This is a genomic window from Cobetia amphilecti (genome assembly GCF_032923285.1).
GTDB classification, from domain to species: Bacteria; Pseudomonadota; Gammaproteobacteria; order Pseudomonadales; family Halomonadaceae; genus Cobetia; species Cobetia amphilecti.
In genome coordinates, this window is the sequence record NZ_CP136695.1 from 768927 (window position 1) to 793710 (window position 24784).

A 24784-nucleotide genomic window follows, 5' to 3' on the forward strand; every position below is an offset into this window, starting at 1 on the left:
CGCTTTTGGGTAGACTGCGCGCTGGTTTTTCGAAAATACCCTCGATGACCGGCTGTCTCGTCGTAAGGACATGTTTACCTTGTGGCGGTGCGGGCTCCTATCGAAAGGCCTGCGACGCCGCGGTATTTCAGGTTTTCCTGCGTCAGAGCTTCTTTTTCCAGAACTTATTTCTTCAGAACTTATTTCTTCAGACCTTCTTTCTCCAGACTCAAGGACGCGCCAGGCGCAATGCGGCTCAAATCGATCAAGCTGGTCGGCTTCAAATCCTTCGTCGATCCGGTCACCGTGCCCTTCGACAGCAACATGACGGCGATTCTCGGCCCCAACGGCTGCGGGAAATCGAACGTCATCGATGCTGTGCGCTGGGTGATGGGCGAGTCCAGCGCCAAGAATCTGCGTGGCGAGTCGATGACGGATGTCATCTTCAATGGCTCCACCGGGCGCAAGCCGGTGGGGCAGGCCTCCATCGAGCTGACCTTCGACAATGCCGATGGCAGCCTCGGGGGCGCCTGGTCCGAGTACGCCGAGATCGCCGTCAAGCGTCTGGTGACGCGCGATGGCCAGTCCGGCTACTTCCTCAATGGCCAGAAATGTCGCCGGCGTGATATCGCTGACGTCTTCCTCGGTACCGGCCTCGGGCCGCGCTCCTACTCCATCATCGGTCAGGGCATGATCTCGCAGCTGATCGAGGCGCGCCCGGATGACCTGCGCAGCACCCTCGAGGAAGCCGCGGGCATCTCCAAGTACAAGGAGCGCCGCCGCGAGACCGAGAACCGCATGAAGCGCACCCAGGAGAACATGGAGCGCCTGGATGACCTGCGTGAGGAGCTCGACAAGCAGCTCGAGCGCCTCAAGCGTCAGGCCGAGGCCGCCAAGCGCTATCAGACCCTCAAGCAGGACGAATACCGCCTCAAGGGCGAGCTGGCCGTGCTGCGTCGGCGGGGCCTGCGTGCGCAGCAGCGCGAGCAGCAGTCACGCGTCGCGGAGCTGGAAACCGGCGTCGAGCGCGAGGTTCTCGGTCAGCGTCAGTGCGAGAGCCAACTGGAAGAGCAGCGCTATCAGCACGACGAGCTGGCCGGTGAGCTGGAAACCCATCAGGCCGCCTTCTATGAGACCGGCGCCCAGATCGCGCGCCTCGAGCAGAGTCTCGAGCACGCTCGCACCCGTGAGCAGCAGCTGGCGGCGGACCTCGAGATGGCCCGCCGCGAGCTGAGCGACATCCAGCGCGTCGAGGGTGAGGACGGTGAGCGCCTCGAGATGATCGATGCGCGCCTGGAAGACATCGCCCCGGAACTCGAGCTGGCCCGCGAGACCCTCGAAGGGCTCGAGCTGTCATTGGAGGAGGCCGAAGAGCGCCGCCAGGACAGCCAGAGCGAGTGGGAGCGCTTCAGTCAGGCCGACAACGAATCCCAGCGTGGCGCCGAGCGGGCCCAGAGCGAGATCCAGCAGCTCGAGAATGCCATCGCCGACGCCGAGCGCCAGCGCGAGCGCCGTCGCCAGCAGCTGGCGGAGCTGCCGGATGTCGCCGAGCTGCGTGAAGCCCGCGAGGAGCTGCGCGAGCAGCTCGATGAATTGTCGCTCAGCGGCGAATCACTGGAGTCGCGCCGCGAGCAGGCCAGTGAAGCCCGTGAGCAGGCCCAGGCCGATCGTCTGGCGCTGGATGGAGAGCGCGATCAGCTGCGCCAGCGTCGCAATGTCCTGCAGGGCGAGAAGGCCTCGCTTGAGGCACTGATCGACGCGGCGCTGCGTGACGACGATGACAGCCTGGCGAGCCATCTGGAGCAGCATGGGCTCGCCGAGACCCCGGCGCTGGCCGAGGGGCTCGAGGTCGCCGAGGGCTGGGAATCGGCCAGTGCCTGGGTGCTGGGCCCCTTCCTCAAGGCGCGCCTGGCGGCGAGCGATCCGTCGCGGCTGGCCACGCTGATGGATGAGCTGCCCGGCGGCGAGCTGTTGCTGGTCGATGGCACGCCGGCGTCCAGCGCGGCAGCCCGCCCCGCCGGCACCCTGGCGGCGCAGGTGAGCGGCGCGGATGCCTTGGCCGGTTGGCTGGCCAGCATCCACTGTGTCGAGTCGCAGGCAGCCGCCTGGGCCAGGCGTGAGTCGCTGGCCGCGCACGAGAGCGTGCTGACGCCGGATGGTCTGTGGTTGGGGCAGGGCTGGAGCCGCCGTCAGGTGGCCGGTGAACGTGCCGATAGCGTCATCGCCCAGCGGGCGCGCCTCGAGCAGGTCGTGCTGGAACTCGAGTCACTGGATGAGCGTCTCGAGGAGATCGAGGCGCGTCTGGCCGCAGCCGCCGAACAGATTGCCGGCGCCGAGCAGCAGCTCGAGCATCTGCGCGTCGAAGAGCGCGAGCTGGGCGAGCGCCAGCGTGAACTCAGTCTCAAGGAGGCCGGCATCGCCAGCCGCCTGGAGCATGTCGATGGTCGCGCTCGTGAGCTGGATGAGGAGCTCGAGCAGCTGGCGGAAACGCGCGAGACTCAGGCCCTGACGCTGGAGGAGGCGCGCGAGCGCTGGCAGCAGGCATTGGAGGCGGTCGAGAACAACGCCCAGTCGCGTGAGTCGCTGGAGCGTTCACGGCGCGAACATCAGGAGGCGCTGGCCGGGTTGCGTGCCCAGCTGGCGCCCGCGCGCGAGCAGGTCAACCGTCTCGACATGGAGCGTCAGCGCCTGACCACCGAGCGTGATGGCATGCAGGGCCAGCGCATGCGAGCCGTCGAGCAGCGCGAGAAGCTCGCCGAGCGCATCGAGATGCTCGAGGCCAGCCGCGAAGAGGCCTCGCTGCCGCAGGAAGAAGAGCGCGAAAAGCTCGAGATGCTGCTCGAGACACGTCTGTATCAGGAAACCAAGCTCAACGCCTGTCGTGACAAGACTCATGAATTGGTCGAACAGATGCGTCAGGCAGAACAGGCGCGCCAGACTCATGAGCGCAATCTCGAGGGGATTCGCCAGCGCCTCGAGGAAGGCCGTATGCAGGTGCAGGCGCTGACCCTCAAGGGCGATGCGCAGGACGAGCAGCTGGTGGAACTGGGCTATGACGAAGCGGCGATCACGCAGCTCGAGGACGAGCTGGACCCCAATGCCACCGAATCGGCCTGGAGCCACAACCTCGAGCAGATCGGCGAACGCATCAAGCGGCTGGGGGCCATCAACCTGGCGGCCATCGAGGAATACGACCAGCAGGCCGAGCGTCGCAACTATCTGGAAGCCCAGCATGCCGAGCTGAGCGAAGCGCTGGAGACCCTCGAGCGCGCCATCCGCAAGATTGACCAGGAAACACGGGTGCGCTTCAAGGACACCTTCGACAAGGTCAATGCAGGAATCCAGGCGCTTTTCCCCAAGATCTTCGGGGGCGGAACCGCATGGTTGACGCTGACTGGTGATGATTTGCTGGAGACGGGAGTCGCGATCATGGCGCGGCCACCGGGCAAGAAAAACTCCACCATTCACCTGCTGTCAGGCGGCGAGAAGGCACTGACGGCACTGGCGCTGGTCTTCGCCATCTTCCAGCTCAATCCGGCCCCGTTCTGCATGCTCGATGAGGTGGATGCACCACTGGATGATGCCAACGTCGGACGCTATGCGAGGCTGGTGAAGGAGATGTCGGAAAGCGTACAGTTCATCTATATCACCCATAACAAGATCGCCATGGAAGCGGCAGATCGGCTGATGGGTGTCACCATGCAGGAACCCGGCGTCTCGCGCCTTGTCTCTGTAGGGATAGAAGAAGCTGCCGTGCTTGCCGAAGCGTGAGGGAAAAGCCGTTCAGGAGGGCAAGGTCATCCTCCGGCGCGGTAGCCAGTGGCCGCCTTGGCGGCCTAGTTGGCAAGATCGTGTTGCATCTAGAGATCGAAAGCACTACGAGTTTGCGTCATAGTGTCAGTCAGGGATAATTGAAGGGCGATTGCGCAGGTCACCACCACAGGATTGACATTCGAAAAAATGTCCCCTTTTTCTGCAATCGCGCTATGCTGTTCACGTGCATGGTGCCCAAGCAAACAGGCTAATGACCCATGGAATTGAGAGAGTGGCTCATCTTGTTGGGGTTGGTGCTGGTCGCAATCATCGTCGTTGACGGTGTGCGCAGGCTCCAACGTCAACGTCGAGTACCCCGACTGGATCGAGCGGGTACCGAGGATTCCACCGACGATGCGGGCAATCCCGCGGTGGAAGAAGAGGAAGAACGTGACAACTGGGAGCTGCCGAACGGCGGCTACCGGGTGGTTGGCGATTCCGAGACGCATGCCGAGGACGAGGAAGATGTCGTGCTCGACAATGCGCACGGCATCAAGGCCTCGCGGGTGACTCAACCGAGTCGTCCGGCGCAGCCCATGGAGCGTCGTGAAGCGCCGGAGCGCAAGGGCTTCGGCGAGCGTGCGGCTGCCTTCGGTGCACGTGCCAGCCAGTCAATGCGCGACGTGACGGCCAGTCTGGGCGCACGGCGTGATGATGAGCATGAGTACGACGATGCGCATCGTGAGCCCGTGCTCGGCAGTGCCTCCAGCGAGCAGGCCGAGACGGCGCGCGAAGACGACTTCCATGAGAAGCCGGTGATCACCGCCGAGGACGACAGCATCAGCGTCTCCTCCACCCAGGCCGATGATCTCGAGCCGATGGCCGAGATCGAGGAAGGTCAGGATGCCAGAACTGAGGCGTCCTCCGCTGGCAAGCCGGCCGAGGTCGCCGACAGTGCTTCCCAGCGCCAGGAACCTTCACTGGAAGCGGCCACAGCGCCTGCTGCCGATGCGACAGCCCCCGAGGATGATCGTCATCCGCTGGTTCTGCGTGCCGAACGCAATCAGGTCGATGACCAGCTCGCACGTGACACCCTGGCCGATGCCAGTGAAGTCATCATCATCTCGGTGATGGCGCGCGGCGATGAAGGCTTCAGTGGTGAAGACGTGCTGGGCATCTCGCTGGCCTGTGGTCTGCGTCATTCCGAGATGGGGCTGTTCCTGCGCCACGAGGAAGATGACGACGACAGCCCGCTGCAGTTCGCGATGGCCAACGTGGTCAAGCCGGGCATCTTCAAGCCGGCCGAGATGGTGGACAGCCAGCTGGATGGCGTCACCTTCCTGATGCCGCTGCCGGGCGCGGACGACACCTCCGCCGCCTTCGAGACCATGGTCGAGATCGCCATGCTGCTGGTGCGTCGTCTGGGTGGTGAGCTGAAAGACGAGAACCACAGCGTGATGACGGCCCAGACCATCGAGTTCAAGCGCCAGCAGGTGCACGAGTTCGAGCGTCGCAATCGTCTGCATCGCTACCAGGCCAACTGATCGACTCCCCAGCCATTCTCTGAGTCGATCAGTCATGCCAGAACGCCAACGGCGACCTTCGGGTCGCCGTTGGCGTTTTCATGTCCTGCCGACCTCTTGCAGCCTCTGACGGCCCCTGCCAGCCCCTGCCAGTCGCCAGAAGTGCTTGAATGTGTGGCCTGTCGATCACATTGAGTACAATGGCAGCATCAAGGCGACCCCTCTGCCTGCAAGTCTTTGCAAGCTCTTGCAAGTGCGTCAGGTCGGAGGGGGCGCCACCCGTTTTCAGGTCGCTCAGCGCTGCCTTCTGGCAGTGCTGGCGAGCCACTGTTTCGAGTGAGTGTCATGTCAGCCCAGGATGATCTGTTTTCGGCGCCCGCCGATGAACCCAACGCCTCGAGCGCTTCTCGCTCCGCTGCTCCGGCCGCGGTGGAAGGCGTGCCAGCCAAGCTGATGGAGGAGGTCGCGCAGCTGCATCGCGAGCTGCTCGAAGCCAGCCATCGCTATTATGTGCTGGATGATCCGACGCTGACCGATGCCGACTACGACACGCGCCTGCGCCGTCTCGAGGCGCTGGAAGCCGAATATCCCCAGCTGATCAGCTCGGAATCGCCCACCCAGCGCGTCGGAGCCGCACCGGCCAGCGGCTTCGAGGAAGTGCAGCATGCGGTGCCGATGCTGTCGCTCAACAACGCCTTCGATGACGACGAGCTGCGTGCCTTCGTGCAACGTGCGGCGAAAACGCTGGAGCTGGGAGACGCTCAGGACGCGGGTGACGAGCTGAGCTTCTGCTGCGAGCCCAAGCTCGATGGCCTGGCCGTGTCGCTCATCTACGAGAATGGCGTGCTGGTGCAAGGCGTGACGCGCGGCGATGGCCGCACCGGCGAAGGCATCACCACCAATCTGCGCACCATCCGCTCGATTCCGCTCAAGCTGCGGGGCGATGATCTGCCGGAGCTGCTGGAAGTGCGCGGCGAGGTCTACATGAGCCACGCTGGCTTCGAGGCGCTGAACGCGCGCGGCCGCGACGAGGATGGCAAGGTGTTCGCCAACCCGCGCAATGCCGCCGCCGGCAGCCTGCGCCAGCTGGATTCCAATATCGCCGCCTCGCGTCCGCTGGAATTCTGCGCCTATCAGGTCGCGCGGGTGGATGATGCGCTGCTCGCCAGCGAGGCCGGCCAGAATCATTCCGGTCTGATGGCGCTGCTCAACGACTATGGCTTCCGCACCAGCCCGCAGCTTGAGGTGGTGCGCGGCGCTCAGGGCATCATCGACTACACCCGCCGCCTCGGCGAGCAGCGGGATGGCCTCGATCACGACATCGATGGCGCGGTCATCAAGCTCGATGCACTGCGTCTGCAGCGTGAACTGGGCTTCGTGGCGCGCGCCCCGCGCTGGGCCATCGCCTACAAGTACCCGGCGCAGGAGCAGGAAACCACCCTGGAGGGCGTCGATTTTCAGGTCGGACGCACTGGCGCGCTGACACCGGTCGCCCGGCTGGCACCGGTGCAGGTCGCCGGTGTGGTGGTCTCCAATGCCACACTGCACAACATGGACGAGGTGGAACGCCTCGGCGTGCAGATCGGTGACAGTGTCATCATTCGGCGCGCCGGCGACGTCATCCCGCAGGTGGTGCGGGTCGCCAGTGAAGGTGCCAGCCGTGAAGCCATCGTGCTGCCGGACGGCTGCCCGGTATGCGGCTCCGAGATCGAGCGCCTCGAAGGCGAGGTGGTGGCACGCTGCGCGGGCGGACTGATCTGCGCCGCGCAGCGCAAGGAAGCCCTCAAGCACTTCTCCAGCCGCAAGGCGCTGGATGTCGATGGCCTCGGTGAGAAGCTGATCGAGCAGCTGATCGAGCGTGAGCTGGTCAAGACGCCGGCAGACCTGTTCCACCTGGAAGCTGCCACCCTGGCCGAGCTGCCGCGCATGGGCGAGAAGTCCGCCGCCAATCTGGTCGCCTCGCTGGACAAGAGCCGCAACACCACCCTGGCACGTTTCATCTACGCCCTCGGCATTCGGGAAGTCGGTGAAGCCACCGCCGCGAATCTGGCCACGCACTTCGGCACCCTGGAAGCGCTGCGTGCAGCGGATCAGGCCGCGCTGGAAGCGGTGGAAGATGTCGGCCCCATCGTCGCCGCGCATATCCATACCTTCTTCCAGCAGCCGACCAACAACGAGACGCTGGATGCGTTGCTCGCCTGCGGCCTGAGCTGGGAAGAGGTCGAGATCGGTGAGCGCCCCCAGCCGCTGGCAGGCCAGACCTGGGTGCTGACCGGCAGCCTCGACAGCATGACGCGTGATGAAGGCAAGGCACGTCTGCAGGCGCTGGGCGCCAAGGTGGCGGGCAGTGTCTCGAAGAAGACCGCCGGTGTGGTCGCCGGCGAGGCAGCGGGCAGCAAGCTCGAGAAAGCCATGCAGCTGGGCCTCACGGTGCTGGACGAAGAGACCTTCGTGAAGCGCCTGGCCGAATGGGAATCCGGTGCTGATGCACAGCAGGACAATCCGCAAGCCAATGTGCAGGACAGCGCGCAAGACAGCGCGGGAGAGGATGCATGAGTACGGATACGCTGAACGATGCACCGCAGGCGGCGCCACGCCACCCTGATGATGGACAGGAGCTACCCATGAGCCAGATGCCACTTGATCAGATGGACCCGCGGGACCGCTTCATCGAGGTGCCGCAGACCATGCTGCCCGCCGATACACGGCGCGCCCTGCTGGAAGCCTTCGTCACCCGCCAGGGCTACGACACCACCGATGTCGGTGAAGGCATGGCCGGCTGGGTCGCGGAACTGGAAGGCCAGCTGTCACGCGGCAAGCTGTTGATCGTCCACGACATCGGCACCGAATCCACCGAGGTGATGACGCTGGAGCAATGGCAGTCCTTCGGTCGCCAGCTGGCGGACGATGAGGAAGAGGGCGACTGAGCCCGGCCAGCGGTCATGCTGTGTTGAGCATGCCCTGACCCTGCCCTTGACCCCAGGGCTGAAAACGACAACGCCCCTGGCACAGGCCAGGGGCGTTGTCGTTCATGAAGCGCCTGTTGTTGCACCCTTTGGTGCGCCTATTGGCGTCTGGCGCTGCGCCGGATCATGCGAACCACATCGGCACGACCAGGCTCGAGATCAGCAGAATCAAGGCCCCGCCCAGGCGCGAGGAAATCTGCGCGAAGGGCATCAGCTGCATGCGATTGGCCGCCGAGAGTACGGCGACGTCACCCGTGCCGCCCATGTTGGCCATGCACAGGCCAGCGGTGATGGCCGACTCGATGGGATAGAAGCCGACCAGCTTGCCCACCAGACCCGCACCGAAGGCGGCGCCCGCGACGACACCGAACACGATCACCACGTAGGTGATGGTGATGGCATCGATCACCTGGCCCAGATCGGTATAGGCCACGCCGATGCCGAACAGCAGCGCGAAGGTCCAGTTGCCTGCCACGAACCGGAACCATTGAGCGGCGGCCTGATTGATGTTCTCCGGTACCAGGTTGGCGCACTTGAGCACGGCGACCGCGATGATCATCAGCGCGTAGGGGTGCAGCGGAATGACCTTTCCGAGAATCTGGCTGGCCACGAAGAAGCTCAGGGCAATCACCATGCCGATGCCCAGCTGGGACAGGTCAGGCGTGCTCTTCTCTTCGCGGACATTGACGCCCGGCATCATCTGGCCGCCACCGGTCAGCGACGGGAAGCGCTTGCCAAGCCCGTTGAGCAGCCCGGCAATGATGATGGCGAAGACATTGCCCAGGGCCAGTGCCGGCACCAGGATCGAGATATAGTAGCTGGCCGGTTGCCCCAGCAGCTGCTCGTAGATCTGGCTCATCGGTACGGCGCCGGCCCCCATGCCGCCGCCCATGATGGGCAGCGCGATGACCATGACGGCATCCTTGGGCGAGAAGCCCATGACCCAGCCGACCAGCATCGCGAAGAGCGCCGCGAACAGCACCGAGCACAGCAGCGGCAGCGCGAAGCGGGCCCCGACCTTGACCAGCACGCGGGAGTCCATGCCGAGAATGCTGCCGGTGATCAGCGCCGCGATGTAGAAGTTCAGAAAGCCACCGGCCTTCATGAACTCACTGACATTCGCCGTGACCTCCTGCGGCAGCCAGCCGCTGTAGACCAGCGCTGCGGCACCGAAGATGGCGAGAATGGCGCCGCCACCCAGATAGCTGTTGATGATCGGCAGGCGGTCACCTAGAAAGCCCAGCAGCTCCCCGAGAATCATCATGACCAGCAGCGCGCCGATCATGCCGGCAGGCAGGGTGTCGGTGGCGATGGCGGCAATCAGGACCAGGAAGGACAGGGCGAAGATCGGCAGTGACATGCCGAAGATGCGCGTCTTCTGCCAGGGGGACTCTGCGGCAGGCGTGGCCGTGGCGGTCTGCGAGGAATGTGTCATGCATGCTCCTTGTCCTGCACTCTGTCGTTGCAGGACCTGTTGTCATGCCCGGACGCGTTGGCGTGGCATCGCGGGATCGTTTGGGACGGGGAAGGGACATCATGTTCGCGCACTGGATGCGCGTCACAGGGAGCTTACGGTGTGGCTCCCGAGGGCCAAGTTTTGCGAATTAAAGAAAGCCTTTTGAAACTTATGAAAGCGCCGGCTGCCGCTCGCCCATGCGCCGGGCCGAATGGCCATGCCACCAAGGGGGCACATGGCTTGTCCGGCGTGTTGCGGCATTCCCAACCCGGACTGAGCGCGCTGACCTCATTGCTCGCCGCCGGCATGGTGATCGTCAGCCTGCTGGTCGCGGCCTGGCTCTTCAGTGCCCAGCTGGAGCGGACCCAGCGCGAGATTCAGGGCCAGCGCATTGCCGCTCTTGCCCAGCGTATCGCGCGTCTGCCCGAGGTGCGTTCTGCCCTGAGCGAGGCCAGCTCACCGCAGGCTGCGCCTCCTGTCGCGGACAGCCGCCTGGCGGCACGCATCGAGCGACTGCGTCAGGAGAATGCCGTCGACTTCATCGTGGTGATGCGCCCGGATGGCCTGCGGCTCAGTCACCCGGACCCCGCACGCATCGGGCAGCCCTTCCAGGGTGGCGACGAACAGCGTGCGCTTGCCGGTGCCTCCTACCTCTCCGAATCCCGCGGCACGCTCGGCGAAAGCCTGCGCAGCTTCGTTCCGGTCATGGCGAATGCGTCCAGGGGCGGTGAGCGCGCCGTCGTCGGTGCGGTGGCCATCGGTATCACGCTGGATTCCCTGGGGCGGCGTCTGGCCGATGAGAAGCGCCAGCTGCTGCTCGGACTGGGTGTGTTGATGCTGTTCGGCACGCTGGGCGCACTGGGACTTGCGCGCTATCTGCGCAGACAGCTCAAGGGACTGGAGCCGGCGGCCATCGCGCGCCTGGTGGAAGAGCATCAGGCGGTGCTGGCCAGCCTGGAAGAGGGCATCATCGTGGTCGACCCCGAGGGGCGAATCACGCTGGTGAATGCCGCGGCGCGCGAGTTGTTGGGGGCCTTGCCGACGCTGGGCGAGCGCCTTGATGACTGGTTGCCCGACACCGGCATGCGTGAGTGCCTTGTTGCGCGCCAGCGAGTGAGCGAGCAGGAGGAGACCCGCTTGCGCCAGGTGACTCACGGCGGGCGGCGATTGCTGGTGCGTTGCCAGCGAGTGCATGATGGCGAGCTGCTGATGGGCGGCGTGCTGGTACTGCGCGAGCACGACCGCATGCAGCGCCTCGCCGAGGAGCTGACCGGCGTCCGCCGTCAGGCGGAGTCACTGCGTGCCGCGCGTCATGAGTTCCGCAATCGGCTGCATGTGTTGTCGGGCCTGACACAGATGCAGGACCTCGCCGGTCTGCGCGATTATCTTGCGTTGCTGGTGGAGCGGGAGTTGCCGGCGGATGCCGCGGCCGCCGAGCGCATCGCGGACCCTCTGCTGGCAGGTCTTCTGATCGGCAAGCACAGCGAGGCGCGCGAGCGTGGCATCGCGCTGGCGGTCGAGCTGGAGATCGAGTGCCATCATGGCCGCTGCGCTGAGTGGGGAATGTCACAGGACGAGGGCGCTCAGGCCGAGTTTCCGGTACTGGAGCGTAGCTTGAGTCATGATCTGGTCAGCGTGATCGGCAATCTGCTCGACAATGCCTTCGAAGCGCTGGAGGAGGTGGGCGCTGACGCTCACGCCCCGTCTGTGACCCTGGGGTTGATGCTGGAATCACTGGACGCGTCGGCAGAGGCGCAGTTGTCGATCAGCGTGGCGGACAACGGCCCCGGCATGCCGACGGAGCTGAGGCAGACGGCACGCATGGCGGGGGTGAGCAGTCATGGGGAAGGCCGCGGGCTGGGCCTGTCGCTGGTACAGGAAATCGTGACCGCGCGCGAGGGAGAATGGCACCTCTATGCGCCCTCGGGCGGCGGTACCCTGGTCGAGCTGACCCTGCCTTGCCGACTGCTGACTGGCGCGGCGCCCTGATAGGGGGCCGCGCATCACGGGATGGCGCTGCGGCCGGAATTTGCACAATGAAGGAGCCAGAGCGCATGCGTGTGCTGATAGTCGAAGACGACCCCATGGTCATGCGTCTCAATGTCGAATACCTCAGTCGCATCGACGGCATGCGCCTGGTGGCCCAGTGCGAGGATGTCGCGACGGCACTCGACGTGCTGGCGCAGGAAGCGGTGGACCTGGTGCTGCTGGATGTCTATCTGCGCAGCCGCAGCGGGCTGGAAGTGTTGCGATGGCTGAGGCGCCACGCCGCCCCCGATATCCAGGTGATCCTGATCACCGCCGCCAGTGAGGCGGACACGGTGCGCAGCGCACATGCGCTCGGGGTGTGCGATTACCTGGTCAAACCCTTCAGCTTCGCCCGTTTTCAGCAGGCGTTGGCACTGGCGCGTCGCGGGCGCCAGCAGCTGGAGAGCCTAGAGGGTGAAGTCAGCCAGCAACAACTGGACCAGCTCTTCGGCGTGCAAGGGCTGGTCAGCGGCGCTGCGGGCGCGGTACCCGAGGGGCGCCTGCCCAAGGGCGTGACGGCGGCGTCACTTGCCTTGGTGGCCAGTGCCATCATGGCGCTGCCGCGCGAGGAAGGCAGCTTCACCAGTGAGGCGTTGCTGCCTGCCACCGGCATGTCGCGAGTGACCATCCGCAAGTACCTGCGCCATCTCGCGGCCTGCGGCATGCTCAGCGAGGCCTTCCACTACGGTCAGATCGGCCGGCCATCCTTCACCTATCAGGTCATCGACCGTCAGGCCCTGTCCAGACAGTGCCGTCAGGCCTGAGTGATACCGACCTCTCAACGCCGCTGGACGATATCGCGGATCAGGCGACGCCCCGGGTGCAGGTGCTCGGCCAGTTCGCGTTCCAGCGGCAGCGGCTCGCCACACAGTTGCGAGGCGATCAGTTCGGCGCACAGCGGGGCGGTGGTGAAGCCGCGTGAGCCGTGTGCGGTGGAGAGCCACAGGCCGGGCAGGTGGGCGCCGCTCGACTGCGGCACGCGCTTTTTCGCATCGAAAGCCATGGCGGCGTAGTCCCCACGCCATTGCGCGGCATCCGGTGCCGGGCCGGCCAGCGGGCTCTTGTCCGGGCTGGCGGCGCGCCAGGCGACACGTCCCTGCCAGTCATCGTCTTCCAGCCTGACGCCACGCGCCTGCTCCCAGGCGGCGACGAAGGCGGGCAGGGCACTGCGCAGCTCCGCGACATTGGCGGCGTGGTCCGCCTCGCGGACCGCATCATCCTCATCGCGCGGGGCGAAGGTCGCGCCGAAGCTGAGCGTCACGCTGCCATCGGCGTGGCGCTGATAGGGCGAGACATAGCCACCGGCGCAGACCACGCTGTCGAGCGCGGGCAGGTGCGCGGCGTGTTCCGGCGCTACCGTGATCTCGCTGACCTGGCCGCGAATCGGCTGCAGCGGCAGGTGTGCGAGCGGCTCGGGCAGATTAGTCTGCTCCCCCAGCGCGACAATCAGTTGATCGACTTCCATGCAGCTGCCGTCGCTGATCTGCAGCTGCCAGCGTGGCTCGCCGTTGCCAGTAGCCCCGCTTTCCTTGGCCTCCAGCGACTGAATGGCCTCGATGCGCGCCTGCAGGAAGCGGATGCCCGGGGTGGCGGCAAGATGCTGGCAGAGTGCGCTGGGGCGCACCCAGCCGGCGACCGGATAGAAGAGGCCGTCGAAGGCGATCTCGCTGCCGGCGATTCGGCTGGCCTCACTGGCGCTGACCGGCTTGAGCAGCGCCTCGGGCAGCGGGTGATTGTCGAGGAAGCGCTGCTGGCGCTTGCGCTCACGTTCACTGGTGGCCAGCTGCAGCACGCCGCTGGCGGACCACAGGGTCTGCTTAGGGTCGAGGCTTGCCAGCCAGCGCCGGCTGTACTGCAGCGCGGCCAGCTGGAAGCGACTGGCGGGATTGGTCTCGGCGGCCAGCTTGACGTAGAGCGCACCCTGGCGATTGCCGGAGGCGCGTGCGCCGGGGGCTTCGGCATCGATCAGCGTGACCTGCACGCCGCGCCGCGCCAGCGCCTCGGCGCAGCTGGTGCCGGCGATACCGGCGCCGAGTACCGCGACATGCGTCTCGCGAGCGATCGGCGCGGGCTGCGGGGGCTGGGTCCAGGGCTGCTCACGACGCAGCGGATGAAGGGCGCCACGCACCGCGTGCTCCTGCATGGGGGCATGGCCGGATGCGGGTGAGGCATCAAGCCCCATCAGTTCGGCGCGCGCGGCGGCGGTCGGTTCGTCCAGCTCGCCGCAGATCATCTCGCGCTTCATGCCGTGGCCGGGCACCTTGCGCCACACGAAGCCTGCCGCGCGCAGGCCACGCCGCACGAAGCCCGCGGCGGTGAAGGTGGCGAAGGTCGCCGTGGGGCGCGAGACACCCGCCATGGCCGCGAACAGCTCGGGTGACCACATCTGCGGATTCTTCGACGGCGAGAAGCCATCGAGGAACCAGGCATCCACGCCACCTTCCAGGCGCGACAGGCGCTCCACCGCATCGCCGAAGTGCAGGTCCAGGGTGATGCGCTCATCCAGCCACAGGCGGTGCACGCCGAGGACGGCAGCGGGCCATTGAGCGACCAGCGGCTTCGCCAGTGAGGCGAGATCCGGCCAGGCGGACAGCGCCCGCTCGAGATCCGCGGCACGCATCGGGTGCTTTTCCACCGAGACGACATGCAGGCGCGCCTCGGCGGGCGCCGTTGCCAGAAAGCGCTGGGCGGCGCACAGGATGTTGAGGCCGGTGCCGAAGCCGGTCTCGCCGATCACGAAGGGGCGCGCTTCCCGCCAGTCACGGAAGCGCTCGCTCAGCCGGTTGCTGTCGAGGAAGACGTGCACGGTCTCGGCGCGGCCATCGTGGATCGAGAAGTACACATCGCCGTAATCGGTGGCCTGTGGCGCGGTGTCGTCCCACTCGAGCTGTGCCTCCTCCAATGCCGCCAGTGGTGCCAGTGGCACGTCCGGCACTACGCCGGGCGCCGTGACCGGCTCGATCGCGCTCGGTGGCGTTGTGGCAGGCTTGCGTGCCGCGGTGGCCGGGGCTTGCTGCGGCGAAGTCTTCCGGGCTGACGAGGCGGCCTGATCAGGAGCTGACTGGCCGGGAGCGGGCTGGCGGGGGGAGGAAGGGTGGTCGTTCACGGGCATTCCTGGCAGGAGGTCGAGCGGGAGAGCAGCACAGCGAGACAGCGGCAGAGCAAGGCCTGCAACGCAGACGACGGACAGCCAGGCTGTCCGTCGTCTGTGAGAAACCGCCGGTCAGATGACCGGTCGGGCGCCGGGCTAGGGCAGGGTCTGCTTGAAGGGCTTCACTTCGGCGCTTTCATAGACACCGGCGATGACGAAGGGATCGGCATCGGCCCACTTCTGGGCGTCTTCGAGGGAATCGAACTCGGCGATGATGACGCTGCCGCTGAAGCCGGCTTCGCCCGGAGCTTCGCTGTCGATGGCCGGGTTGGGGCCGGCGATGACCAGACGACCGGCGGCGTGCAGCGCCTCCAGACGTGCCAGATGCGGCGGACGCGCCGCCATGCGTGCTTCGAGGCTACCTTCGACGTCCTGACAGACAATGGAGTAGAGCATCACGAATCATCCTTTTGAGAATTGGTCGAGGAAGCGTTCTCTTCCTGAGGGGCCTGCACCATGTGACGGGACAGGTAGACGCCCTGAACGATGACGAACAGCAGTGTCAGACCGAGCATGCCGAACAGCTTGAAGTCGACCCAGATGTCTTCCGAATAGTGACTGAAGACGTAGATGTTGAGGCCGCCCATGGCGAGGAAGAATACCACCCAGGCCAGATTGAGGCGGTGCCAGATGGGGCGCGGCAGCTGAATCGCCTTTTCCATCATGCGCTCCACCAGCGGCTTGCCACCGAACAGCGGCGACAGCAGGAAGGCGACGGCGAACAGCCAGTTGACCACGGTGGGCTTCCACTGGATGAAGGAGCTGTTGCCGAACAGCACGGTCGCGCCACCCAGCACGACGACCAGCGCCAGGGTGACCAGCTGCATCTTCTCGACGCGCTTGTGGCGCCAGTAGATGTACAGCACCTGCGCAAGGGTCGCGGGAATCAACACGGCGGTAGCCATGATCATGTCGCCAGTCATCTTGTAGACGGCGAAGAAGATCACGATCGGCAGAAAGTCGAGCAACATCTTCATGGGTAATGCGCACTCCTGAACACGACGACGCAGCCGTCGGGAAGGCAAGGGCCTGTGCGAGTGGTATCCTGTCTGACACCAGCGGCGCACCCCTGCCTGCATGTGCTCATTCTGCCGCCATTGCTGCCTGCTGACAAAGCCCCTGTGTGTCCGGGCGCGCATCGCAGCCAATACTGCCCGACGTCTGGCCCGCTGGATCGCCTGCATCTCAGGCATCGCGTGGCACAGACGTTCATCCCGAGAGGTTCCCCGTGTCCGACGTCCCGTCCGACTCTTCGCCGATTTCCGCAACCCGCAAGCCGATCGAGTTTCGCCCGCTGCCGGAGCGCTTCGATTCCGATATCGAGGTGCCGGACATCGACCTGCACATGCATTCCACCGCCTCCGATGGCGGCATGGCACCGACAGAGCTGGTGGCGCTGGCCGCGCGGCGCGGTCTGTCACGCATGTCTCTGACCGATCACGACAGCATGGAAGGCATCTTTGAGGCCCAGCAGGCCGCCCGCGCCGAGGGGATCTCGTTGCTGCCCGGCTGTGAGCTGTCGGTCCGCTGGCGCAACCAGACCATCCACATCGTGGCGTTGATGCCCGAGGGCGCCGGCGATGCGCTGAGTGCCGGTCTCAAGCAGCAGCACGAGGCGCGTGAACGCCGCAGCCACGAGATCGCCACGCGCATGGAAAAGCTCGGGCTCGAGAATGCCTTCGAGCGCGCCCGTGAGCAGGCCACGCTGAGTGGCTCAGGCGACCGCCCGCTGTCACGCCCGGATTTCGCCCGCGCGCTGGTCGAGGCCGGGATTGCACGCAACCTGCAGGACGCCTTCAAGCGGCACCTTGGCGCGGGTCAGAAAGGCGACGTCAAGGCGCACTGGCCGGAGATGGAAGAGGCGGTAGGCTGGGTGCGTGCCGATGGCGGTATCGCCGTGATGGCGCACCCGATGCGCTACAAGCTGACGCGCACCAAGCGTGGCGAGCTGCTGCGTGACTTCATTGCCGCCGGTGGCGAAGGCGCGGAACTGGTCAGCGGCTTCCAGAATATCGATCGCGCGCGTGACCTGGCGCGTCAGCTCGATGAGCTGGGCCTCTACGCCTCCGTCGGCAGTGACTTCCACTTCCCCGGCGGCCCGCTGGCGCCCGGCAGCATGAGTCCGCCGCCCCGCACCAAGGTGCCGCCCGTGTGGTGTCATCCACGCATCGCGCCCTTTTTTGCGGCCGACGCTGCCTCCATGTGATATCAAGAGATCACCGTGACGCCAGTCCGCCTGCCGGGCTGGCGCCCAGACGCAAGGAGCACCGCATGGGACAGTTCTTCCAGATTCATCCCGAAAATCCCCAGAAACGCCTCATCGATCAGGCCGTTGCCATCATCCAGCAGGGTGGCGTGATTGCCTATCCGACCGACTCCGGCTACGCGCTGGGTTGCCATCTGGGCGAGAAGAAGGCCATCGAGCGCATCAAGCGCCTGCGTCAGCTGGACGACAAGCACAACTTCACCCTGGTGTGTTCTGACCTCTCGGAAATCGGCACCTACGCCAAGGTCGACAACGCCATCTTCCGTCTGCTCAAGAGTCACACCCCGGGCGCCTATACCTTCATCCTGCAGGCGACTTCCGAGGTGCCGCGCCTGCTGCTGCACCCCAAGCGTCGCTCCATCGGCGTGCGCGTGCCGGACCACGCCATCACCCACGCCCTGCTGGAAACCCATCGCGAACCGCTGATGAGCGTGACGCTGATTCCGCCGGGCGAGGAACTGCCGATGACGGACGCCGAAGAGATTCGCGAGCGCTTCGGACACGCGCTGGATCTGGTCATCGACGGCGGCGCCTGCAGCTTCGAGACCACCAGTGTGGTGGACCTGCGCGAGCTGCCGCCGGTGATCGTGCGCGAAGGGCGCGGCGATATCTCGAGCTTCACGGAGTGATCGCGACAGCGTAGCGCTTCACGGCGCTGACATCGTCTTGCCATACGAAGACGCCCCCGGACCTTGCGGTCGCGGGGGCGTTGTCATTTCTGAGGCGTAGTCATTTCCGAGGCGTTGTCGTGTGCTGAGTGATTCTCGGCTTCGTCAGCTGCGGTCGCGGTCGGGAGGCCCGCTCTCGGGAGGCCCGCTATCGGGAGATTCTGGCTGATCGTCCGATGGCGTCTCTGCGTCAGGCGCAGATTCGGGCTCCGGTTCTGTCTCAGGTTCAGGCTCCGGTTCCGGTTCGCGCGGGTCGCGGGTATCCTCGTCCAGCCAGGTGCCGCAGAACTTGCAGTACTTGGCGTTGCGATCATGGCCTTCACGACCACAGCCCGGGCAGGCTTCGTCGCTGGTCTGCTGCATGCGCAGGCCGTTGAGAACCTCGGCCGAGAATACCCCGGTGGGCACGGCGAGAATCGAGTAGCCGAGAATCATCATCAGCGCCGAGATGAACTGCCCCAGTGGCGTGATGGGCGCGATGTCGCCATAGCCCACCGTCGTCAGCGTCACCACGCCCCAGTAGAGCGCCTTGGGGATGGAGGTGAAGCCGGCCTCGGGCGGCTCGATCAGATAGATCAGGGCGCCGAACACCGTGACGATGCTGAGCACGGTGATGAAGAACAGCAGGATCTTGCGCCGGCTGCGCGTCATGGCCTCGACCAGCATGCGGCCCTCGCCGACGAAGGCCATCAGGCGCAGCACGCGGAACAGACGCAGCACACGCAGTACGCGCACCACCAGCAGGGCCTGGGCGCCCGGTATCAGCAGCGACAGCCAGGTTGGGGCAATCGACAGCAGGTCGAGCACGCCGTAGAAGCCCTTGGCCCAGGTGCCGGGATGCTTCAGGCAGTAGAGGCGGACGGCGTATTCCAGCGTGAAGATGATCGTGAAGCCCCATTCCATGATGCGGAACAGCTCGCCGTATTGCGCATTCAGCGAGGGCACGCTGTCGAGCATCACCACGGCGACACTGGCGAAGATCATCAGGATCAGGCCGATATCGAAGGCCTTGGCCGCCTTGGTATCGGATTCGAAGATCCAGTGGAACAGCCGCGCGCGCAGGCGGCCTGTCGCGGGCTCGTAGTCGCTGGGGTGCGAGGGTGTCGCTGGGGGGCTTTGCGGCGTGCTGCCATATTCATTGGCAGGGCCCTGGCGTTCAGGCATGCAGGCTTCCTTGACGGGCGTGACGACGCCGGATGAATGTCAGGGCGTATCGGGGATGTCTCAGTATGACCTTCAGTGACTGCCCGGCCGTTGTCCATCAGCCAGTGGTCTAGCGCCTGGCGGCTGGGCAGTCAGTGTCGTTTTGAGGTTCAGCCGCGCAGCGTCGCGAGCAGTGACAGGCTGTGCTGGCCGAAGTCGCGAGTCGCCCAGTCCTGTGAGGCGTCGCCGTCGCTGCTTTCCAGCGCCTCGACCAGCGCCACCGCGTGGATATGGCCGGGATGCTGGCTGGCGGCCAGCCGTGATGCGAGGGCCGACAGGGCGGCCAGCGCATGCGCGTGCCACTTGAGGTCGTCTTTCGCCTGGCGGTCGGCGTGCGCATCGAGCGCATCGATGGCGGCGGACAGCAGCGCGCCGGGGTCAGCGGTATCCAGCGTCTTCTCATGCCATTCGCCATCCCGCAGCGCCGCGCCGCGCTTGGCCTTGCTGGCATCCGCCGGGCGCAGTGCCAGGCGGCTGGCCAGTGAATCCGCCAGCTGCCAGAGCACGCCTTCTCTCACCTCGGGGGCGAGTGCTTCGCCGCCGGTCAGCTCGAGCTCGATCTCCTGGATGGCCACTTCGCGACCACTGGCCTTCACCGCGCCCAGGTCCAGCGCCATCTCAACGCCGACGGTGACCTGTTCACCGCTCACATTCTTGTCGCTGCGTGTCGCCTTGACGTCGATCTGCCAGGCATGACGCTCGAAATCGGTGCTGAAGCTGGGCGCGAGCGCACTCAGCAGCTGCTCGCGGGCGCCGTCTTCCAGCGCCTGCAAGGGCGGCAGGCCACGCAGGCCGTCGAGGTCGAGGCCGGTCTGGCCCTCGGGCAGCTCCCACTCCCATTCGCCGCGAGAATGCAGTCCGCCATGGCTCTCGCCGCTGGTCTTGAGCGTCTGGCGCAGGGCGCCCGTGCTGTCGGCATCCTCACCGCTCTGGCGCAGACGCAGCGCCATGCGCGCGCGCTCCAGCGCATGCTCGGGGGTGTCGAAGTAGGTGTTGGCCAGCCAGCGCCGCCTGGGGACGACCGTTGCCAGTTCTGCAATGCTCGCCAGTGTCTCCAGGATGGCATCGCGATCAATGACGGGTTGAGACAGTGCCAGTTTGAGTTCGATTTCCTGCGCCATGATGGGCACTCCCTGTACGGATGAAAGAAGACAGATGCTGACGGATGAGGATGACAGCGGCGCCAGGACCGCAGAGCCTTCGGCAAGCGTGGTGCATGGTGACGAAGGCTCGTGTGTCTCATGCTCGCGCCTGGCCCGCGGCAAGGCAAGCACGGGGAGGGCGGAAGGGCATGCGGGATATCGGCCTGTCGGCAGAATCACACTTATATGACAGCATGATGACATTGAAGTGACAGCAATTGCCTGTCGTCACGTCCTTGGTTATATTAAGAACAGTGGATAAAGCCAGCGACCACGGGTCCTGCCGCTACATGACAATCTCTCTTCTGGAATCCTTCGTGTTCCCCCGAACTGCCGCTGTTGTTGCGTAAATGACAACAGCATGGCGGTATCATGACGTTACGATGAAAGTTATGTGATCGTCACAAAGGCTTTGCTACACTCCGCGCGTCAATCCTTAACGCCGACGGCCACTATGGTAACGACCAACCCTTTCTCTTCGATGTTCGGGCGCTCGCCTTTCAAGGCGCTGCACACCCACATCATCAAGACCGACGAGTGCGCCCAGCACTTGCTGACCTTCTTCGACGCCTGCGAGCAGGGTGATTGGGAGCAGGCAGCCAGCATTCGCAAGACCATCAGCGGGCTGGAGCGTGAAGCGGACGAGTTGAAGACGCAGCTGCGTCTCAACCTGCCCAACTCGCTGTTCCTGCCGGTCTCGCGCTCCGACCTTCTCGAGCTGATCCATGTCCAGGATTCCATCGCGAATGTCACCAAGGACATCGCCGGGATCATGCTGGGTCGTCATATGCAGATACCCACCGCACTGGTGCCCGCCATGCGTGAGTATCTCAAGACTGCGGTCGAATCGGTCTGCCAGGCGCGTCGTGCGTTGGGTGAACTGGAAGACCTCGTCGAGTCCGGTTTCGGGCGCAACATGAGCGAGCTGGTCGACAAGCTGATCAACGAGCTGCATGAGCTCGAGAAGCAGTCCGACGAACAGCAGATCGCCATCCGCCAGACCCTGTTCTCGCTGGAAGCTAGCCTCCCGCCCGTCGATGTGATCTTCCTCTACAAGATCATCGATTGGGTCGGCGATGTGGCTGACCAAGCGGAAAAGGTCGGTACCCGACTGCAGATCCTGATGGCGCGCTGAGCGCCATCAGGACGTCCTGCCATCTGTCCAAGAGTCTTCTATGTCCATCATTGCTCAATACGGCGATGTGCTCGTCATTCTTGCCTGTCTGTTCGGTTTCTTCATGGCATGGGGTGTGGGTGCGAATGACGTCGCCAATGCCATGGGAACCTCGGTAGGTTCCAAGGCGATCACCATCAAGCAGGCGATCATCATCGCCGTGATCTTCGAATTCCTCGGTGCCTGGCTTGCCGGTGGTGAGGTGACTGACACCATCCGCAAGGGCATCATCGACCCGTCACTGCTGATCGAGAATCCACAGTTCCTGGTCTACGGCATGCTGGCCTCGCTGCTGGCCGCCGGTATCTGGCTGCTGATCGCTTCCATGAAGGGCTGGCCGGTCTCGACCACCCACTCCATCGTCGGCGCCATTGTCGGCTTCTCCGCTGCGGGTCTGGGCGTGGATGCCGTCGAATGGACCAAGGTCGGTCAGATCGCGGCCTCCTGGCTGGTCTCGCCGCTGCTGGCGGGCTCCATCGCCTTCGTGCTGTTCAAGTCCGTGCAGACGCTGATCTTCGACAACGAAGACCCGTTCGCGGCCGCCAAGCGCTACGTGCCGATGTACATGTTCCTGGTCGGCTTCATCATCTCGATGGTGACCATGGTCAAGGGCCTCAAGCATGTCGGCCTGCACCTGAGCTTCGAATCCAGCCTGCTGCTGGCCGTCGTCATCGGCGCCATCGTGATGGGTATCGGCGTGCTGATGGAGCGCAAGGTCGCGCGTTCACGCCTCAAGGAGAAGAATCGCGCCACCGGTGACGACTTCGACTTCAGCGGCGTCGAGAAGGTATTCGGCCTGCTGATGATGTTCACCGCCTGTGCGATGGCCTTCGCCCACGGCTCCAACGACGTGGCTAATGCGGTCGGTCCGCTGGCGGCCATCATCAGCGTCGTCGACTCTGCCGGTCAGATCGGCGCCAAGGCGAGCATGCCGTGGTGGGTCCTCGTGCTGGGTGGCGGCGGTATCGTCGTCGGCCTGGTCACCTATGGTCGTCGCGTCATTGCCACTGTCGGCACCGGCATTACCGAGCTGACGCCGTCACGCGGCTTCGCGGCCACGCTGGCCGCCGCCTCGACCGTCGTGCTGGCCTCCGGCACCGGCCTGCCGATCTCCACCACCCACACCCTCGTCGGTGCGGTGCTGGGGGTGGGCCTGGCACGCGGCATGGCAGCGCTCAACCTGCGCGTGATCGGCACCATCGTGATGTCCTGGCTGATCACTCTGCCGGCCGGCGCGATCCTGTCGATCCTGTTCTTCTTCATGTTCAAGGGCATGTTCGGCTAAGCCGACGCATGATCCAGAGCTGAATTGGAAAAACGAGAAAGGCGACCTTCGGGTCGCCTTTCTCGTATCTGACACATGGATGTCAGGGGCACCGCTCGCCGTGCAGGCTGCGGCGCTGATATGATGATTCATGGGCATGCCTGACATGCCATTTTCCCTCTCTCCTGCCCGGAGCTGGCTCTTGAACACGCGTTTCCCCTTCGCGGACTGGTTTCGCAACTCCTCTCCCTATATCAATGCCCATCGCGGCCGCACCTTCGTCATTCTGATCGAGGGCGATGCCCTGTCCTCATCACGACGAACGCAGTTGATACAGGATCTGGCGTTGCTGCATACCCTCGGCGTGAAGCTGGTGGTGGTGTTCGGGGTGCGTCCGCAGGTGGCCGAGGCGTTGCAGGCTGCCGGCATCGAGGCGGACCGCCATCAGGGCCGCTGGGTGGTGACGCGCGAGATTCTCGGCCATCTGGAGCAGCAGGTCGCCACGCTGCGTCTGCGCCTTGAGGCGAGTCTGTCCCAGGGGCTGCCCAATACGCCGCTGCATGGCGTGGAGCTCTCCGCCGTCTCCGGCAATCTGGTGATGGCCAAGCCGCTGGGGGTGCGTCATGGCGTCGACTTCCTGCATGATGGCGAGGTGCGCCGCGTGCGCAGCGAGGCGATCCAGGGGCTGCTCTCGCAGCAGGCCATCGTCGTGCTGCCGCCGCTGGGCTACTCCAGCACCGGCGAGGTGTTCGATCTGGACGCCGCTGAGGTCGCCGAACACGCCGCCGTGGCGCTGGCCGCTGACAAGCTGATCCTGCTTGGCGAAGGGGAGGGCCTGTTCGGCGAAGACGGCGAGCTGCTGCGTCAGCTCAATCCGGAGGAAGCCGCGGTGATGGCGCCGCCCCGCGATGACGACAGCGAGCTGTCGCGCCACCTGGCCGCTGCCTGTGGCGCCGCACGTCGCGGCGTCGGGCGCACTCACCTGTTGAGCTGGCGCGACCGTGACGCCCTGCTGGGCGAGCTGTTCACCCGTGACGGCATCGGCACCATGATCACGCGTCAGGGCTATGAGCAGCTGCGCAAGGCGCGGCTCGAGGATGTCGGTGGCCTGCTGGCGCTGCTGGGGCCGCTGGAGCAGCGTGGCATCCTGGTGGCCCGCTCGCGGGAGCGTCTCGAACATGAGATCGACGACTATGTGGTGCTGGAACGCGATGGCATGATCATCGGGTGTGCGGCACTGCATCTCAGCCGTGACGCCGCCATGGGCGAGCTGGCCTGCGTGGCCGTGCATGATGACTATCGCCGCGGACAGCGCGGCGAGCAGCTGCTGGCCGAGATCGAGCTGCGCGCGCGTCGCGCCGGCGTCGAGCGTCTGTATGCGCTGACGACCCATACCGTCCACTGGTTCATCGAGCACGGTTTCGTGTCGGCCGGTCTGCAAGACCTGCCGCCCATGCGTCGCGAGGCCTACAACTCGGCGCGCAACTCCAAGGTATTGCTCAAGTCGCTCTAGTCACACCTCGCTTGCCTGCCAGTGTGAATCGCCCAGAGAACACCCGCTGATGACCCCCTGAATGAGGGCTGATCAGCGGGTGTTCTTGCGTAGGTGTCGCAGTTTTCCCCCACCCCTTGCGGGATTGTCTTGCAAAGGAGACGTTTCAAGGTATTGATTCAAAAGGGAAAAATAGCATGCCCCGTATATGTGTTGGCAAATCGCGACGAATCGGCCAGTAAAACACGACTCTGTGTGCCGTCCTGGGCAACATTGGCATGCCTGTCGTCGTAATATCCATTTCAAGTCATTGTTTTGTAATGTGTTTTCGCGTTTATGGCACGCCTTTGGCAATAGGTACCGTGAGCAAGAGATATGAGGTGCATCACCGGCCCTTTCTCTGGCCTTCCAGCGATGACGGTACTCACTACCCTGTGCGCTCCGTGATCGCTGACAGGCCAAGCGTCTGCTCCACGCGATGTGTGACTTCAGGTTGCGATGAGACAGGTACGGCCCCTGGTGGGCATGGACAGTATCTTGAGGGCAAGGATGCCCGGGCAAGGATGCCCGAAACCGATGCGGTAGCCGGAGAGATTGGCTGCCGTCATCCCCGAATTGACGATCGAGGCGGGCAAGTCGGCAAGCCATCCGACTCGATCATCCACATTGCGATGTGTTGCCCCCTGCTTCACATCCGATAGGGAGCGCGGACGCTGTCC

17 protein-coding genes are annotated in these 24784 nt (G+C 64.9%); 11 read left to right on the forward strand and 6 right to left on the reverse strand.

Annotated elements, in window-relative coordinates:
* Window positions 1–228: 228 nt before the first annotated feature.
* The 4 genes from smc (at window position 229) to R1T44_RS03475 (ending at window position 8182) form a co-directional block, all read left to right on the forward strand.
* The gene (gene smc / locus R1T44_RS03460; RefSeq protein ID WP_317292580.1) at window positions 229–3750 is read left to right on the forward strand and encodes a chromosome segregation protein SMC; all 3522 of its coding nucleotides are present in this window, start codon (window positions 229–231) and stop codon (window positions 3748–3750) included.
* 260 nt (window positions 3751–4010) lie between these two features.
* On the forward strand, window positions 4011–5276 hold the full coding sequence (locus R1T44_RS03465; RefSeq protein WP_317292581.1) for a cell division protein ZipA: 1266 nt from the start codon (window positions 4011–4013) through the stop codon (window positions 5274–5276).
* Between the two features lie 432 nt (window positions 5277–5708).
* Window positions 5709–7811, forward strand: coding sequence for an NAD-dependent DNA ligase LigA (gene ligA / locus R1T44_RS03470; protein ID WP_317292917.1), 2103 nt, complete (start codon window positions 5709–5711; stop codon window positions 7809–7811).
* 92 nt (window positions 7812–7903) lie between these two features.
* Window positions 7904–8182 carry a YheU family protein gene (locus R1T44_RS03475; RefSeq protein ID WP_043333752.1) on the forward strand — a complete coding sequence of 93 codons (279 nt, stop codon included), beginning with the start codon at window positions 7904–7906 and terminating at the stop codon, window positions 8180–8182.
* Between the two features lie 163 nt (window positions 8183–8345).
* Here the strand turns inward: R1T44_RS03475 and R1T44_RS03480 are convergent, their stop codons facing one another.
* Window positions 8346–9656, reverse strand: a complete 1311-nt coding sequence (locus tag R1T44_RS03480) for a 2-hydroxycarboxylate transporter family protein (protein WP_054555304.1) — start codon at window positions 9654–9656, stop codon at window positions 8346–8348.
* 192 nt (window positions 9657–9848) lie between these two features.
* Here R1T44_RS03480 and R1T44_RS03485 point away from each other — a divergent pair, with 192 nt between their 5' ends.
* Together R1T44_RS03485 and R1T44_RS03490 are read left to right on the forward strand one after the other, a co-directional pair.
* Complete coding sequence (locus R1T44_RS03485; protein ID WP_317292918.1) at window positions 9849–11666, forward strand: sensor histidine kinase; 1818 nt, start codon at window positions 9849–9851, stop codon at window positions 11664–11666.
* A 65-nt stretch (window positions 11667–11731) separates the two neighbouring features.
* The gene (locus tag R1T44_RS03490; protein ID WP_043333708.1) at window positions 11732–12469 is read left to right on the forward strand and encodes a response regulator; all 738 of its coding nucleotides are present in this window, start codon (window positions 11732–11734) and stop codon (window positions 12467–12469) included.
* Between the two features lie 14 nt (window positions 12470–12483).
* Here R1T44_RS03490 and mnmC read toward each other — a convergent pair whose 3' ends face one another.
* From mnmC to R1T44_RS03505, 3 genes are all read right to left on the reverse strand, one after another.
* Window positions 12484–14811, reverse strand: a complete 2328-nt coding sequence (mnmC, locus tag R1T44_RS03495; RefSeq protein WP_394805764.1) for a bifunctional tRNA (5-methylaminomethyl-2-thiouridine)(34)-methyltransferase MnmD/FAD-dependent 5-carboxymethylaminomethyl-2-thiouridine(34) oxidoreductase MnmC — start codon at window positions 14809–14811, stop codon at window positions 12484–12486.
* Window positions 14812–14952: 141 nt separating this feature from the next.
* On the reverse strand, window positions 14953–15252 hold the full coding sequence (locus R1T44_RS03500; protein ID WP_043333710.1) for a YciI family protein: 300 nt from the start codon (window positions 15250–15252) through the stop codon (window positions 14953–14955).
* Window positions 15252–15833 (reverse strand): septation protein A, encoded by a 582-nt coding sequence (locus R1T44_RS03505; RefSeq protein ID WP_043333711.1) that lies wholly within the window; start codon window positions 15831–15833, stop codon window positions 15252–15254. The genes R1T44_RS03500 and R1T44_RS03505 overlap by 1 nt, the downstream gene beginning before the upstream one ends.
* A 368-nt stretch (window positions 15834–16201) precedes the next feature.
* Here R1T44_RS03505 and R1T44_RS03510 point away from each other — a divergent pair, with 368 nt between their 5' ends.
* Both R1T44_RS03510 and R1T44_RS03515 read left to right on the forward strand, forming a co-directional pair.
* On the forward strand, window positions 16202–17062 hold the full coding sequence (locus R1T44_RS03510) for a PHP domain-containing protein (protein ID WP_131432877.1): 861 nt from the start codon (window positions 16202–16204) through the stop codon (window positions 17060–17062).
* A gap of 65 nt (window positions 17063–17127) precedes the next feature.
* The gene (locus R1T44_RS03515) at window positions 17128–17751 is read left to right on the forward strand and encodes an L-threonylcarbamoyladenylate synthase (RefSeq protein WP_054555307.1); all 624 of its coding nucleotides are present in this window, start codon (window positions 17128–17130) and stop codon (window positions 17749–17751) included.
* Between the two features lie 144 nt (window positions 17752–17895).
* Here R1T44_RS03515 and R1T44_RS03520 read toward each other — a convergent pair whose 3' ends face one another.
* Together R1T44_RS03520 and R1T44_RS03525 are read right to left on the reverse strand one after the other, a co-directional pair.
* Window positions 17896–18954: an ion transporter gene (locus R1T44_RS03520; RefSeq protein WP_213113733.1), complete on the reverse strand. Its 1059-nt coding sequence runs from the start codon at window positions 18952–18954 to the stop codon at window positions 17896–17898.
* A 149-nt stretch (window positions 18955–19103) separates the two neighbouring features.
* Window positions 19104–20114 (reverse strand): CYTH domain-containing protein, encoded by a 1011-nt coding sequence (locus tag R1T44_RS03525; protein WP_213113734.1) that lies wholly within the window; start codon window positions 20112–20114, stop codon window positions 19104–19106.
* A 475-nt stretch (window positions 20115–20589) separates the two neighbouring features.
* Between R1T44_RS03525 and R1T44_RS03530 the strand changes: the two genes are divergently transcribed.
* From R1T44_RS03530 to argA, 3 genes are all read left to right on the forward strand, one after another.
* A complete protein-coding gene (locus R1T44_RS03530) occupies window positions 20590–21270 on the forward strand; it encodes a TIGR00153 family protein (protein WP_043333713.1) in 681 nt (226 codons plus the stop codon).
* 40 nt (window positions 21271–21310) lie between these two features.
* Entirely contained in the window at window positions 21311–22594 is a 1284-nt protein-coding gene (locus R1T44_RS03535) for an inorganic phosphate transporter (protein ID WP_043333714.1), read from the forward strand.
* 181 nt (window positions 22595–22775) lie between these two features.
* On the forward strand, window positions 22776–24086 hold the full coding sequence (gene argA, locus R1T44_RS03540; protein WP_317292582.1) for an amino-acid N-acetyltransferase: 1311 nt from the start codon (window positions 22776–22778) through the stop codon (window positions 24084–24086).
* Window positions 24087–24784: the final 698 nt, after the last annotated feature.